We start from the raw sequence: 12,960 nt of genomic DNA, 5'->3' as shown, positions 1-12,960 counted from the left end.
ATGGGCCGGATGTGTCGGAACCCGAGTGTCCGGCTTACTGGCGGATGAGGCGCAGATTCGCGGGAACCGGCTCCCAGTCGCTGCGGAAGGGGTTGATGTCCAGTCCGCCGCGGCGGGTGTAGCGGGCGTGGACGGTCAGCTGTGTCGGGGCGCAGAAGTGCTTGAGATCGGTGAAGATGCGCTCGATGCACTGCTCGTGGAACTCGTTGTGCTGGCGGAACGAGATGAGGTAGCGCAAGAGCCTCTCCCGGTCGAGGCGCGGGCCGCGATAGCGGATCACCACGGAACCCCAGTCCGGCTGGCTGGTGACCAGGCAGTTGGACTTGAGCAGGTGGCTGTGCAGGGTCTCCTCCACGATCTCGGTGCCGGCGGCCCCTTGCAACAGGGTCTCGTCAAACTCGTAGCCGTCCACCTCGATATCCAGATCGTCGATGCATTCACCGGGCAGCTGCACTATCTGGTGGGGGGCCTCATCGAGGGTAAAGAGGGTGACGCTCACGGGGGCGCCGGCACAGGCGCTCAGATCCTGAACCAGCAGCGCCTGTACCGCCTCCAGGGAGTCGCAGCGCGTCTGGTTGAAGGAGTTGAGGTAGAGCTTGAAGGATTTTGATTCGATGAGGTTCGGGCTGGCGGCGGGCACGGCCACCTCGCCGAGGGCGACCACAGGCTTGCCCTTGGCATTGAGCCAGGAGAGTTCGTACAGGGTCCAGACGTCGCAGCCCTCGAACGGCAGGGTCTCGCCAAGGCCCAGATCGTCGCGGTTCAGGCTGCGTGGCACAGGTTGCAGCAGACTCGGGGTGTACTGGCTGATGTAGGCGGACTGCTGCCCCAGGCTCAGGCCCTGCAGCGCACTGGCGCCGGCGTATCTCTCTTGTTTGCTCATGCTGGTTTGCTCACGCTTGTCTGACAAAGGGTTTGATGGTGCAATGGCCGGATTTTTCGGTCACTGTCTTGCGGCGATCAGAGGCCGCTATTGTGGGGAATATCGATGACGGATCAAGTCCTGTCTGCTCTGGAGCAGTTCTTTTTACGCTGGCAGCGCGATGGCGAGGCGAGACGGGGGCTGCCCCTGTGCGAGTGGGAGGCCGAGTGGCGCTCTCCCTGCGAGCTGGATGAGCCCAAAGAGGGGCGGGTGGCCTGGCGCCCCCACAGGCGCGACCAGCCTGCCGACTTCGCGGCCATGGCCGATGCCCTCGAGCTGACCCTGCATCCGAGCGCCCTTGCCCTGTTTGGTCACTGGTTCAGCCGCCCCCTTCCCTGTTCCTACAAGGGACTGCGCATCGAGCTGATCCTGCCGTGGAACGAGGACGATCTGGACCTGCTCAAGGAGAACCTCATCGGTCACCTGCTGATGCTGCGCAAGCTGAAGCGTTCCCCCTCGCTCTTCATCGCCACCACCCGCAACGAGATGACGCTGGTGTCGCTCGACAACGAGAGCGGCCAGGTATGTCTGGAGTGGCTGGACTCAGGTCGCCGCCTGGCGCTGGCCCCCTCGCTGCCGGCATTTCTGGCGCGGCTGGAGACCCTGCCCCATTGAGACGGGCAGGATGAGCAGGATGAGAGAGGGCCTTGCCATCTGGCAAGGCCCTCTCTTTTTATGGGGGCCGCGCCGGCGGCCCTAGTCCTTGAAGTCCCAGGAGAGGTTGGACACCAGGCGGCAGGGATCGCACTTGAAGTCGAAGATCTCGTGCAGGGGGGCGGCCAGCGCCCAGTCGCCGCCACAGCCGGGGCAGGGGCGGGCCCGCTCTTCGGCGGCGCTCAGGCCGCCGACCCGGTAGAGATAGTAATAGGTAGGGATGCCGCTCAGGGCCTCCAGTCGACTGACGAGATCGCTGCCCCGGCGTTGCAGCCGGCTGCCCACCTCGCCGATTTCGTGCAGGGCGGCGTGCTCGGCGATGGAGCCGTTCATCTGCAGCTGATCGCAGGCCTCCCAATCCTCCTGCCACTTGATGATCTGCTTGTGGTCGCCGTTGGCGACGGCAGGCAGCCGATAGAGCGGAATGGGGGCGAAATGGTCGCCGCAGCGCAGGGGAGAGCAGCTGTGCAGGAAGCTGGTATAGAGCAGCATCCAGCTCGGGCGCTCGCCCTCCTGGCCGCACGGATCCGTGCTGTCGGACAGCAGATCCATGCCCTGAAGCTGGAGTTTGGGAGCCAGCAGCCCGGCCTGGTGCAGGCCCTGTTCGGCCAGGGCCACCAGTTCGCTCTGATTGTCCGGGTGCAGGCTGTCCTGCTCCGGGCAGACCACCCGGCTGATGAAATGGCCTGGGTGCATGCTGGTGGGAAACTCCCGCCCCAGGATCTGCCCCTGGTAGCGCAGCATGTCGAGGTAGTGGACTATGGCCCGCTCGGCCTCCCCGAGGGAGGTATCGCGGTAGCACTCAAAGGTGAGTTCGAGGATGTACATGGTGACGCGTCAATCCCGCTTGTGGTCGAGCAGCAGGTCGGTGAGGCGATCAACCTTCTGCTCGAGCCGGGCGAGTTGTTCGCTCAGTTGCAGCAGGCTGACGGCTTCCGGGGCCGCAGGGGGCGTCGCGGGGACGCTGGCTGGCGCGGGCTCAGCCGACTGGGGCTGCTGCTTCCACTGGCTCAGCACCTTGAGCAGCTCGGCCATGGGCACTGGATGGCTGAGGCGGGCCTTGACCATGGCGGTGGAGGGGGTGATCCCCCTGGCACTGAGTTCGTTGGCTATCTGGATGATCTCTTGGGCTGACATCTTGGCTCCTGCGCGGCCGTCTTGCTGCTTGCGGATGGTGGCACAGAGCTTAATCAAAGCCTGCCCATCAGGAAAGCGGCGCGAGGGGGACTGGCTCAGCTGATTGACGTGGGGGGACGCCAGGGCGATTGAGATGTGACTGGGGGCTCTGCGCTAACCCAGAGCCCGGCTGCCGGGAAAGCGGGAGCGTCAGTGGGTCTGGCGCAGCAGCACGTCCAGCTGGTCGATGGCTTCCGCCCAGTCTGAGTCATTCCAGAGCGCATCGCGCAGGAAGCCCGCCTGGGAAGGGGTCCAGAACGGGGCCTCGGGCAGCAGGGTCTGGTTGTCCAGGGGGTGCTCGCGGATGAAGCGGTGCAGGCTGGTCTCGTCATTGGCCAGTCCCAGCTGGGCAAACAGGGCTGTCATGTCATGGGTCAGCAATTCCATCTCGGCGCTCCTTGCAGGGGGGGTGTCGAGAATTATAGCCAGCCCCCGGGGCCTTGACCCGGCCTAGGAGGGCAGACGATGGGGTGGCAGCTCGACCCCGGCGACGTGCAGCCCCTGCATGCACAGCTGGCCATGGTAATGGCTCTCGCCGTCGCTGGAGAACTCGAACTGGTAGTAGGTCAGCAGGCGCAGGGGCTTGTGCCCCAGCGCGCGATGGGTGCGTGCCAGCGACAGCAGTTGCAGGTCGTGGTGCTGGCAGTAGCGGCGCATGTATTGCCAGGCCAGCTCCGCCTGACGGCGCTGTTGCCAGAAGGCCCAGCCAACGAGGCCGAGCAGCAAGATCCCAAGCATTTCTCCCATCAACGGGTTCCTTCTGTGATGTCGGTGGGGCCCGGCTCCAGGAGGGGGGCGGGCCAGCAAGCGTTCCTACGCCGAGGCGAACAGGCGACCTATGGCCTGGCCGAGGGCCTCGCTGCGTGCGGGGTCGCGCAGTCTCGCCAGCATATCATTGCGCAGGGCCGGTAAAGTGACGAGCTCGGCAAATACCTGGTTGAAGAACTGGGTGGGTTGCAGGGCGAGCTGCTCGAGGAACAGGCCGAGCAGCGCCGGGCTTTTCAGATCGGGCCAGAGGCGGCCCGCGATGGCGAGCAGCAGGGAGGGGCTGGGACGGGTCTGCAGCAGGGTCAGCAGCTTGTTGCTGCGCAGCTCGTTGCCCGGGCAGGAGGCCAGGGCCCGGCACAGATAGGCCAGGGTCTCGGCATCGGGCTCGGCGCACTCCTGCTCCTTGCCGATGCGCTCCAGCAGCGCGCCTTGTAGGGCGGGGGGGAGGGGCGCGTTCTCCAGGCTCTGGCACAGGGCGTAGAGCGGTGCCTGCGGGAGCTTCGGCAACGCCTTGCACACCAGGGCCAGGTTGCGCTCATCCTGCAGCCGCTCCGCCAGATCGGCAAAGCCCTGCAGCCCCAGGTGCTGCCACCCCTCTTCCCCCGGCGCCGCCAGATAGTGGCAGAGCGCCTCGTAGTAGGCGGAAGGGGCCTGCTCCAGCTGGCGGGCCAGCTTGGCGTGCAGGCTGGCCATCTTGGCCTCGGCCGGACGGAAGGTGTAGGGGTTGTCGGCCAGACGCTGCGCCTTCTCCTCATCCAGCTCCCCGGTGAGCTTGTAACCCAGGGTCTCGACCACCTGGTCCATGAAGTGCTTGGGGCCGCTGGAGATGAGCAGGCCACGCTCATCGAGGGCAAACTTGAGGAACCAGAGGTAGTGTCTTGACTCGGCGGGCTGGAAGAAGTGCACGCCGAGCCAGGCATGTTGCTGCAACGGCCAGGGGTAGGGCTCCTGCTGCTGCTCGATGCGCACGAAGAGGTCGCTCGCCAGCGGGCGCACCTGGCGGCCCATGTCGAACAGCTGGAACTGGGTATCGGCCTGGGTCAGAAATTCGGTCAGCGTATTGATGGAAGACATGAGGAGATCCGGCTTGAAGGTGATGCCGGGGATTATAAGGAGGCTGCACCAGATAGCCAGTGGCGGTCGCAGCGGGCGAGAGGGCGACGGCAGCATGGCAGCCGTCCCGGGGGCGGTGTATAGTAACGCCCCTTTTGATGGCTCTGTTGAGTGGGGCGCCGACACCTGTCGGCCGCACGATGAGGAAGTGAGATGAATCAATATCTGCTGGTCGCCGGCCTGCTGGGAGAGTTGACCGCCGAGTTGCAACGCCTGGAACGCTGGCAAGCCGAGCATCCGGGCAGCGAGGCGCTGGCAAGCGAGCTGCCGTTCTGCGTCGATACCCTGAGTTTCGATCAGTGGCTGCAATTCGTGCTGATCCCCCGCATGGAGCAGCTGGTGCTGCTGCAGGCGCCGTTGCCGACCAGCGTCTCCCTCTACCCCATGGCGAGCGAAGTCTACAAGGAAGAGCTGGCCGAGGTGGAAGCCCTGCTGCGTCTGATCGCCCGCTTCGATCTGCTGCTCTCCGGCAAAGTGGTCGAGCAATGATGGGTGAGGCGGTCAGCGCAGAGAACGCCTTGGTACCGACCCTGCTCTATCAGGATGACTGGCTGGTGGCGGTCAACAAGCCGTCGGGTCTCCTGGTGCACCGCAGCTGGCTCGACAAGGGGGAGACCCGCTTCGCCATGCAGATGACCCGGGATCTCATCGGCGGTCGCCATGTCTATCCGGTACACAGGCTCGACAGGCCCACTTCTGGGGTGCTGCTGTTTGCGCTGGATCCGGCGGTGGCCCGCACCCTGACCGAGGCCTTTGCTGCCCGTCAGGTCCACAAGGAGTACCTGGCACTGGTGCGGGGATGGGCCCCCGAGGAGGGGCTCATCGATTACCCGCTCAAGGAGCAGCTGGACAAGATAGCCGACGCCATGAGCGACCCGGATCGCCCCGCCCAGGAGGCGGTGACCGCGTTTCGCCGCCTGCACAGGGTCGAGCTGCCCCATGCGGTCTCCAAGAAGCATCCCACCAGCCGCTACAGCCTGGTACGGCTCTTCCCCAAGACGGGGCGCAAGCACCAGCTGCGCCGCCACCTGGATCACCTGTTCCATCCCATCGTCGGCGACACCACCCATGGCGATGGCCGGCATAACCGCTTCTTTCGCGAGCACTACGGCTGCGACAGGCTGCTGCTGATCGCCCACCGCTTGAGCTTCGAGCATCCCGTACTCAAGGTGCCGATGCGGATCCAGGCGCCGTTGGGGCCCCAGGTGCTGCAGCTGTTCGCCGAACTGGGCTGGCCCGCCAGCGAGAGCGACTACGGCGTCTGAGTCAGTCTTCATCTGTTTCCTCTGACCGGGCTGTGGCATGCTGTAGGCCAGGTCCGTCAGAGGAATGACTTATGGCTCAACGAGATACTTCTCCCTTCACCGCGTGTCATCATGTCCAGCCTGGGGGAAATCCCCCGAGCATCCCGCCCGAAGCGGGCCAGCCTCTTCCCCTGAGGAGTCGCTGATGGCCGAGATCGACATCCTGGTCGGCACAGTCTATGGCGCCGCCATGCTGGTGGCCGAGACCCTGAGCGACCACCTGCAAGCCAGCGGCCATGTCTGCCGTATCTTCGACGAGGCCGAACTGGAGGACATCGATGCCTCCCGTTTTCTGCTGATCGTCAGCGCCACCACGGGGCAGGGCGATATTCCCCCCAACTTGCAACCCTTTGCCAGCGCCCTGGCCGATCGTGCTCCTTATATGAAGGGGTGGCGCTATGCCCTCATCGCCATGGGGGACAGCAGCTATGAGCATTTCTGCGGGGCGGGGCGAAGGCTGGATGAGTTGTTGCAGGAGCTGGCGGCCGTTCCCCTGATACCGCGTCTGGAGATAGACGCGACTGTGGTGGATGAGCCAGAGGTGGCGGCGCTGGCCTGGCTGAAAACCTGGGAAAATAGGCTGTAGCCGGATTGGCGCATATTTTAAATGTCTCCCCCGTGAGCCTGCTGACGGGGGAGCATTATTTTGGGACTCATTGCGTCTGCTCTCAAATATTATCCTGTCTGACTGCCGGTTATTTTTCTCTCGAACAGAGTGCACCGACAGACCCATATTCATCAAAAACGCGACAAACCAGAAAATTAAAAGTTCCCCATTGAAAGCGATTTCAATCATGTTTTTGCCACTGAACGATTGGTTTTTAACTTAACTCTCATCGCAAATTAATGTTTGAATGCATTTTTAATGGTCTATTGTTGCTGTGATTGACCTTTTTAAGGTGATCTGTTGTTCTTGTTCTGCTTTTCTTGACTGACTCTCTCTCCTGCGGCTTGAGGGGAGCGATTTGTCACCATTTTGTGAATCAGCTCATGTTTGTGGCGAAACCGGGTACATATAATCGACCTCGGTTATCACCAAAACGTTTTTCCGGTGATAAGAACTTGAATATCAGGATCACACTCCTCTCAGCGGGAATAAGGAAAATGAAAATGAAAGCAAAGTGGCTCCCGATCGCTGCAGCAGTTACCGCAGCCCTGGCTTCCCAAGCCGCCTTCGCCGTTGATTTCCACGGCTACTTCCGTTCAGGTGTCGGCATATCCGAAGATGGCGACATGCAGACCTTCGATAAGAATAAAGTGGGTCGTCTTGGTAACGAAAACGAAACCTACGGCGAAGTACAATTGGGCCAGGAGGCCTACAACAAGGATGGGAAGTCATTCTATGTTGACTCCATGGTCGCTATGGTCAGTAATCAGTCCAATGACTGGGAAGGTACTGGTACCAGCTGCAACTTCGACGCCAAGCAGTGTGAAGACGATGCCACTTTCGCCCTGCGTCAGTTCAACGTACAAGCCAAGGGTGTGTTGGGATTTGCACCGGAAGCCACCCTCTGGGCCGGTAAGCGTTACTACCAACGTCATGACATCCATATCTCAGACTTCTACTACTGGGATGTGTCTGGCGCCGGTGCTGGTATCGAGAATATCCAGGCTGGTCCGGGCAAATTCTCCTTGGCTTGGACTCGCAGTGATGCAGGCGAGCTGAATAACAATATTCTGGATGCCCGTTATGCTGGCATCCCGCTCTGGAGCGATGCTTCCTTAGAGCTGGGTGTTGACTATGCCATCGCTAACCCCACCGACGATCAGGAAAAGGTCAACGATGACATTAAAGATGGCGTCATGCTGACCGCAGAGCTGACTCAGAACCTGCTGGGTGGCTTCAACAAGACCACGCTGCAATACATGAGCGACAGCTACGCCACTCTGCCGATTTACTACGGTGCTGGTAGCTGGACCAGCCAGGACGGAGCCAGCGGTGACGGCTTCCGCATCATCAACTGGGGCGTGCTGCCTGTGGGTGACAAGGTCGAGTTCGGTCACCAGCTGGTCTACGGTCAGTCCAATGATGTGACTATCAACGGTGTGGCGGGCTCTGATGCCGATACCTTCTCCGTAGTGGTTCGTCCCATGTATAAGTGGGATGACATCCAGAAAACGATCTTGGAGCTTGGCTATTATCATGACACCCAAGACCTCAAGGGGCAGGAGAGTAAGGATCGCGACGGTCAGAAGTACACCATTGCACAGGCTTGGTCTGCCGGCCCCAGCTTCTGGGCCCGTCCTGAGATCCGTGTGTTCGCTTCCTACCTGAAATCCGGCGGCGATAACGGTCAGACTTTCAATGGCAGCAACAACGACGACAACACTTGGAACTTCGGTGTACAAGCAGAAGCTTGGTGGTAAGCAGTATCTTCAGTTAAGTTAGTCACTGCCCCCTTATGGGGGCAGTTTTGTTTCGCTGGATTTGGCAACCGGGTTATGGAGATAAGAAGAATGAAACTGGTAAAGATGTCTATCGCGGCCGTGGTTACCGCGCTGTTGGCCGGCTGTTCCGGTAGCATGGTCGTGCCCGTGCAGGAGCACGCCTCCATCCTGAGCAATGCCGACCAGGCCAAGCAGGCGCTCTCCCAGACGACGAGCTGCTGCCAGGATTTCAACGAATTCAATTATGTTTCTCTGCCGGAAGGCGAGACGCTGCTGACCATAGATGGCAAGCAGCCCAGTTATCAGTTCGACGAGGGGATGAGCTATTTTGCCGCCTATCGCCTGCCCGTCAATACCGGCAACCTGGCCATCACGCTGGCGTCCCAGGTGAGCAAGACGGTGATGATTCCCAAGGTGATCATGCTGGATGCCCAGTTCAAGGTGACTCGCGTATTGGGTGAGTCTGTATTCAGTTATCAACCCGCCCACCTGCTCGACAATGACAGGATCGAAGGCAAGGTGTTCGTGGACCGCAGCATGCCGGGCAATCCCGCCAGCGAAACCTATATGGTCATATATGCCCCGGGAAATGAGCTGTCCGGCAGCACTACCATCTTGCACCCGGCCAAGGCCTTTGCCCGTGCCAATGGCACGGTCGAGCCGGATATCAAGGATCCCGTGATCCCGCATTCACCCTGGGGCCTGGTGCAGATCAAGGCGGTCGACATGGCCAAGGGGCAGGGTATCGAGGCCGTCTTCAAGCCCGAGTATTCGGACAAGGTGGCGATGAGTCAGGCCAAGCCGGCCACAACAGCCGTGGCTGCCTCGGCCGTCACCACGGCGGCAGTGGCCGCAGCACCGAGTACGCCGGCTCCCGCCATGCTGAGCGAGACCGAGAGCTTCTACAACGCCCAGATCGAGAAGGCGGTGAAGGCCGGGGATATCGACAAGGCGATGCAACTGGTGAATGAAGCGGAACGTGCCGGGTCAACCAAGGCGAAATCCGTCTTTATTGATGCGGTGAAACGGTCACAAAAGAACTAAATATCCTGACTTATTTAAATTGCTATTTGTTGGAGGCCTCCCTTGTTGGAGGCCTTTTTAATCGGTAGACTTGATAATATAAAGCAGTGGTTGGTTACATTTGGTTACACTGGGTTTCGCTGTGTATTATTTTGTTTCTCCTTGATTTATTTTGAAGTGGTTTTTTTCTTTTTGCGGTATTGCTATAACAACGCGAAATAATATTCAAGATTACACCCTTCCTGCTTATTTATTATCTTGTGATCTCTCCTCCAAATTTATTATTCCCTTGTCCTCGGTAGAGGCATTTCCATATCTGCTGGGTTATATTCTGGTGGTCAAAATAAGCAACCCGGGAAACGCTCCAGTACAATCGCGGATGAAGCAGGTGGTCATCCATAAACTGTACGGGGTCGTTGTCGGAAAAAAAATCCATTCAGGAGCGCACACATGTTAAAAAATGCATTCTCTAATCTGCAAAAGGTCGGTAAGGCGCTGATGCTGCCTGTATCGGTCTTGCCCGTAGCAGGTATTCTGCTGGGGGTGGGGGCTGCCCACTTCAGCTGGCTGCCGGAAATCGTCTCCCAACTGATGGAGCAGGCCGGTGGTTCCGTCTTCGGCCAGATGGCTCTGCTGTTTGCCGTGGGCGTCGCTCTCGGCTTCACCAATAACGACGGTGTATCCGGCCTGTCCGCCATCGTCGGCTACGGCATCATGGTCGCCACCCTGAAGGTGATGGCCCCTGTGATGGGTGTCGAGAGCATCGATACCGGTGTGCTGGGCGGTATCCTCGCCGGTGGCGTTGCCGCCTGGGCGTTCAACCGCTTCTACAAGATCCAACTGCCCGAGTACCTCGGCTTCTTCGCAGGCAAGCGTGCCGTGCCCATCATCACCGGTTTCGTCTCCATCGGTCTGGGCGTGATCCTGTCCGTCATCTGGCCGCCGATCGGTGGTGCCATCGGTGCCTTCTCCGACTGGGCTGCCAACCAGAACCCGGTTCTGGCCTTCGGTATCTACGGCGTGGTTGAGCGCTCCCTGATCCCGTTCGGTCTGCACCACATCTGGAACGTGCCTTTCTTCTACCAGGCGGGTACCTGTGTCAACGCCGCCGGTGAAACCGTGCACGGCATCATGACCTGCTTCCTGACCGCGGACGATGCGTCCCGCGCTGCCGGTAACGGCTTCGGTCAGCTGGCCGGTGGTTACCTGTTCAAGATGTTCGGTCTGCCTGCCGCTGCGTTTGCCATCGCACACGCTGCCAAGCCGGAAAACCGTGCCAAGATCGTCGGTATCATGGCCTCTGCCGCCCTGACCTCCTTCCTGACCGGTATTACCGAACCTATCGAGTTCTCATTCCTGTTCGTGGCTCCGGTGCTGTACGCCATTCACGCGCTGCTGGCGGGTCTGGCCTATGTCCTGACCAACACGCTGGGTGTCGTGCATGGTCACACCTTCTCCAACGGCTTCATCGACTTCGTGGTGCAATCACCCCGTGCTGACAACATGCTGCTGCTGGTGGGTCTGGGTCTGGTTTACGCCGTCATCTACTACGTGGTCTTTACCGTGGTGATCCGTGCCATGAACCTGAAGACGCCGGGTCGCGAAGATGAGAGCGCACAAGACTCCTCTGCCGGTCAGAGCAAGGATGAGATGTCTGCCGCTCTGGTCTCCGCCTTCGGTGGCAAAGAGAACATCGCCTCCCTGGACGCCTGCATCACCCGTCTGCGTGTCGGTGTGAAGGACGTGGCCAAGGTTGACCAGGCTGGTCTGAAGAAGCTGGGCGCTGCCGGTGTGGTGGTTGCCGGTTCCGGTGTACAGGCCATCTTCGGCACCAAGTCCGACAACCTGAAAACCGACATGGACATCTGGATGAAGAGCAACTAATCCCTGCTTTCATACCGAGTTCCGAAAGGGGAGGCACAAGCCTCCCTTTTTGCTGCCCGCCGTTCAGGAGTCGGCATCATCGCGCAGGGTCTCGGGCCTGGCTCGCGGCGTAGGGCTGGCCAGAGGCCATAAAAAAGGCGCCTGATGGCGCCTTTTTGAATGGAATGGGGTCAGAGTTTCTCCAGATCCCGCTCAATCTCGCTGATCTTGTTCTGTACCACCTTCTCCAGATGGCGCAGGTCCCGCAGTATCTTCTGCTTGATGTCCGGATCGGCCTGGGTCTGTCCGCCCTGGGTCAGGCTGTCGAGTTCGTCCACCACGTACTTGAGGTTGGCGTTGATCTCAGTGACGTCCTTGTATTCATGGGTACCCGAGTTGACCAGCATGGTCTTGCGCTGGCGGGGATACTTGAACTTGACGCTCTTGGCGAAGAACTCGCCCTTCTGCTTCTTGAAGTAGATCTTGAGAATGTCGTGGTTGGCCTCCTGGCGCAGGGTGTAGCTGTCCACTGAGGTGGGTTCCTGGATCCCCAGGCTCTTCAGATTCTCGTACATCGGGCTTCCTTGGTTTGAAACGATCCTGACCTGTTTATCTTACCCGAGTCGGGCCCGCTTGCCTGTGACAGGTGTGCCAAATTCAGGAGGGGCTCAAAGGAGTGCTGTGTTCAGGGGATGGGTCATGGGAAGAGCCCCTTGCCGCTATCGCCGCCTGGCGAAGTGATGAAGGGACTCTCGTCGGTGTATTGGAAAAACGGGTGCGGGCGGGACAAGAGCAACAAAAAAGGCGCCATCAGGCGCCCTTTTAATCACGGCCAAGAGGATTACTCGTCGATGGAACGCAGCAGGGCGTTGATGCCGACCTTGGCGCGGGTCTTGGCATCCACCTTCTTGACGATGACGGCGGCGTACAGGCTGTACTTGCCGCACTTGGAGGGCAGGGAGCCGGAGACGACCACGGAGCCGGCCGGGACGCGGCCATAGTGGATCTCGCCGGTTTCACGGTCATAGATGCGGGTGGACTGGCCGATGAAGACACCCATGGAGATGACGGAGCCCTCCTCGACGATCACCCCTTCCACCACCTCGGAACGGGCACCGATGAAGCAGTTGTCTTCGATGATGGTCGGGTTGGCCTGCAGCGGCTCCAGCACGCCACCGATGCCGACGCCGCCGGAGAGGTGCACGTTCTTGCCGATCTGGGCGCAGGAGCCCACGGTGGCCCAGGTGTCGACCATGGTGCCTTCATCCACGAAGGCGCCGATGTTGACGTAGGAGGGCATCAGCACGGTATTGGGGGCGATGAAGGAGCCCTTGCGCGCGGTGGCCGGCGGCACTACGCGTACACCGGCGGCCTTGAACTGTTCGGCGCTGTAGTCGGAGAACTTGAGGGGAACCTTGTCGTAGTACTGGGCGTCGTCGCCCTTGATGATGCCGTTGTCATTGATGCGGAAATAGAGCAGCACCGCCTTCTTCAGCCACTGGTGGACGACCCACTCGCCGGCGATCTTCTCGGCGACGCGGGCCTTGCCGGAGTCCAGCTGATCGATGGCCTCCAGGATGGCGGCCTTGGTGGCGGCATCGACGGAGCCGGGGGTGATGGAGTCACGGCGCTCGAAGGCCGCTTCTATGGTCTGTTGCAACTGGGTCATGGCAAGTTTCCTTTAAAAAATTCTGTTTGTTGTATCACACTTTTCCAATTGTTTTTAAGGGCTCTCGCCGATTTCTTGAG

Annotated in this window: 15 protein-coding genes; 7 read left to right on the top strand and 8 right to left on the bottom strand. The window is 60.4% G+C overall.

Going from position 1 to position 12,960, the window contains the following annotated elements; genetic code table 11:
• Positions 1-34 precede the first annotated feature (34 nt).
• The gene (gene queF / locus I6L39_RS01365) at positions 35-883 is read right to left on the bottom strand and encodes an NADPH-dependent 7-cyano-7-deazaguanine reductase QueF (protein ID WP_216990818.1); all 849 of its coding nucleotides are present in this window, start codon (positions 881-883) and stop codon (positions 35-37) included.
• Between the two features lie 105 nt (positions 884-988).
• On the opposite strand from queF, the gene syd reads away from it, so the two are divergent.
• Entirely contained in the window at positions 989-1,537 is a 549-nt protein-coding gene (syd, locus tag I6L39_RS01360; protein WP_216990817.1) for a SecY-interacting protein, read from the top strand.
• Positions 1,538-1,618: 81 nt separating this feature from the next.
• Here the strand turns inward: syd and I6L39_RS01355 are convergent, their stop codons facing one another.
• The 5 genes from I6L39_RS01355 to I6L39_RS01335 all read right to left on the bottom strand — a co-directional run bounded on the left by I6L39_RS01355 (position 1,619) and on the right by I6L39_RS01335 (position 4,594).
• A complete protein-coding gene (locus tag I6L39_RS01355) occupies positions 1,619-2,404 on the bottom strand; it encodes a Zn-ribbon-containing protein (RefSeq protein ID WP_200164414.1) in 786 nt (261 codons plus the stop codon).
• A 9-nt stretch (positions 2,405-2,413) separates the two neighbouring features.
• Complete coding sequence (locus tag I6L39_RS01350) at positions 2,414-2,713, bottom strand: DNA-binding protein (RefSeq protein ID WP_209793915.1); 300 nt, start codon at positions 2,711-2,713, stop codon at positions 2,414-2,416.
• Positions 2,714-2,902: 189 nt separating this feature from the next.
• A complete protein-coding gene (locus I6L39_RS01345) occupies positions 2,903-3,139 on the bottom strand; it encodes a DUF2789 domain-containing protein (protein WP_216990816.1) in 237 nt (78 codons plus the stop codon).
• A gap of 63 nt (positions 3,140-3,202) precedes the next feature.
• Positions 3,203-3,499 carry a DUF3301 domain-containing protein gene (locus I6L39_RS01340; protein WP_216990815.1) on the bottom strand — a complete coding sequence of 99 codons (297 nt, stop codon included), beginning with the start codon at positions 3,497-3,499 and terminating at the stop codon, positions 3,203-3,205.
• 66 nt (positions 3,500-3,565) lie between these two features.
• Entirely contained in the window at positions 3,566-4,594 is a 1,029-nt protein-coding gene (locus tag I6L39_RS01335) for a DUF3549 family protein (RefSeq protein ID WP_216990814.1), read from the bottom strand.
• Positions 4,595-4,786: 192 nt separating this feature from the next.
• Between I6L39_RS01335 and I6L39_RS01330 the strand changes: the two genes are divergently transcribed.
• The 6 genes from I6L39_RS01330 to ptsG all read left to right on the top strand — a co-directional run bounded on the left by I6L39_RS01330 (position 4,787) and on the right by ptsG (position 11,232).
• On the top strand, positions 4,787-5,122 hold the full coding sequence (locus I6L39_RS01330; RefSeq protein ID WP_042074742.1) for a YqcC family protein: 336 nt from the start codon (positions 4,787-4,789) through the stop codon (positions 5,120-5,122).
• Positions 5,122-5,898, top strand: a complete 777-nt coding sequence (truC, locus tag I6L39_RS01325; protein WP_216991737.1) for a tRNA pseudouridine(65) synthase TruC — start codon at positions 5,122-5,124, stop codon at positions 5,896-5,898. Before I6L39_RS01330 ends, truC begins: the two co-directional genes overlap by 1 nt.
• A gap of 184 nt (positions 5,899-6,082) precedes the next feature.
• Positions 6,083-6,523 (top strand): flavodoxin, encoded by a 441-nt coding sequence (locus I6L39_RS01320; RefSeq protein ID WP_042074738.1) that lies wholly within the window; start codon positions 6,083-6,085, stop codon positions 6,521-6,523.
• 524 nt (positions 6,524-7,047) lie between these two features.
• Positions 7,048-8,304: a maltoporin gene (locus tag I6L39_RS01315; protein WP_302055604.1), complete on the top strand. Its 1,257-nt coding sequence runs from the start codon at positions 7,048-7,050 to the stop codon at positions 8,302-8,304.
• A 90-nt stretch (positions 8,305-8,394) separates the two neighbouring features.
• Positions 8,395-9,369: a MalM family protein gene (locus I6L39_RS01310; protein ID WP_042074735.1), complete on the top strand. Its 975-nt coding sequence runs from the start codon at positions 8,395-8,397 to the stop codon at positions 9,367-9,369.
• A gap of 429 nt (positions 9,370-9,798) precedes the next feature.
• Entirely contained in the window at positions 9,799-11,232 is a 1,434-nt protein-coding gene (gene ptsG / locus I6L39_RS01305; RefSeq protein ID WP_200164408.1) for a PTS glucose transporter subunit IIBC, read from the top strand.
• A 170-nt stretch (positions 11,233-11,402) separates the two neighbouring features.
• On the opposite strand, the gene I6L39_RS01300 is transcribed toward ptsG, so the two are convergent.
• Both I6L39_RS01300 and dapD read right to left on the bottom strand, forming a co-directional pair.
• Positions 11,403-11,786 (bottom strand): DUF3461 family protein, encoded by a 384-nt coding sequence (locus I6L39_RS01300; protein WP_042074730.1) that lies wholly within the window; start codon positions 11,784-11,786, stop codon positions 11,403-11,405.
• 266 nt (positions 11,787-12,052) lie between these two features.
• The gene (dapD, locus tag I6L39_RS01295; protein ID WP_200164407.1) at positions 12,053-12,880 is read right to left on the bottom strand and encodes a 2,3,4,5-tetrahydropyridine-2,6-dicarboxylate N-succinyltransferase; all 828 of its coding nucleotides are present in this window, start codon (positions 12,878-12,880) and stop codon (positions 12,053-12,055) included.
• Positions 12,881-12,960 lie beyond the last annotated feature (80 nt).

The sequence above is a fragment of the Aeromonas sp. FDAARGOS 1409 genome, from assembly GCF_019048705.1.
Taxonomy (GTDB): domain Bacteria; phylum Pseudomonadota; class Gammaproteobacteria; order Enterobacterales; family Aeromonadaceae; genus Aeromonas; species Aeromonas sanarellii.
This window is presented reverse-complemented; position numbering and strand designations above follow the sequence as displayed.

Excerpts from the sequence above, each read along its gene's own strand:
- queF (WP_216990818.1), bottom strand. The coding sequence starts at position 883 with ATGAGCAAACAAGAGAGATACGCCGGCGCCAGTGCGCTGCAGGGCCTG.
- syd (WP_216990817.1), top strand. The coding sequence starts at position 989 with ATGACGGATCAAGTCCTGTCTGCTCTGGAGCAGTTCTTTTTACGCTGG.
- I6L39_RS01355 (WP_200164414.1), bottom strand. The coding sequence starts at position 2,404 with ATGTACATCCTCGAACTCACCTTTGAGTGCTACCGCGATACCTCCCTC.
- I6L39_RS01350 (WP_209793915.1), bottom strand. The coding sequence starts at position 2,713 with ATGTCAGCCCAAGAGATCATCCAGATAGCCAACGAACTCAGTGCCAGG.
- I6L39_RS01345 (WP_216990816.1), bottom strand. The coding sequence starts at position 3,139 with ATGGAATTGCTGACCCATGACATGACAGCCCTGTTTGCCCAGCTGGGA.
- I6L39_RS01340 (WP_216990815.1), bottom strand. The coding sequence starts at position 3,499 with ATGGGAGAAATGCTTGGGATCTTGCTGCTCGGCCTCGTTGGCTGGGCC.
- I6L39_RS01335 (WP_216990814.1), bottom strand. The coding sequence starts at position 4,594 with ATGTCTTCCATCAATACGCTGACCGAATTTCTGACCCAGGCCGATACC.
- I6L39_RS01330 (WP_042074742.1), top strand. The coding sequence starts at position 4,787 with ATGAATCAATATCTGCTGGTCGCCGGCCTGCTGGGAGAGTTGACCGCC.
- truC (WP_216991737.1), top strand. The coding sequence starts at position 5,122 with ATGGGTGAGGCGGTCAGCGCAGAGAACGCCTTGGTACCGACCCTGCTC.
- I6L39_RS01320 (WP_042074738.1), top strand. The coding sequence starts at position 6,083 with ATGGCCGAGATCGACATCCTGGTCGGCACAGTCTATGGCGCCGCCATG.
- I6L39_RS01315 (WP_302055604.1), top strand. The coding sequence starts at position 7,048 with ATGAAAGCAAAGTGGCTCCCGATCGCTGCAGCAGTTACCGCAGCCCTG.
- I6L39_RS01310 (WP_042074735.1), top strand. The coding sequence starts at position 8,395 with ATGAAACTGGTAAAGATGTCTATCGCGGCCGTGGTTACCGCGCTGTTG.
- ptsG (WP_200164408.1), top strand. The coding sequence starts at position 9,799 with ATGTTAAAAAATGCATTCTCTAATCTGCAAAAGGTCGGTAAGGCGCTG.
- I6L39_RS01300 (WP_042074730.1), bottom strand. The coding sequence starts at position 11,786 with ATGTACGAGAATCTGAAGAGCCTGGGGATCCAGGAACCCACCTCAGTG.
- dapD (WP_200164407.1), bottom strand. The coding sequence starts at position 12,880 with ATGACCCAGTTGCAACAGACCATAGAAGCGGCCTTCGAGCGCCGTGAC.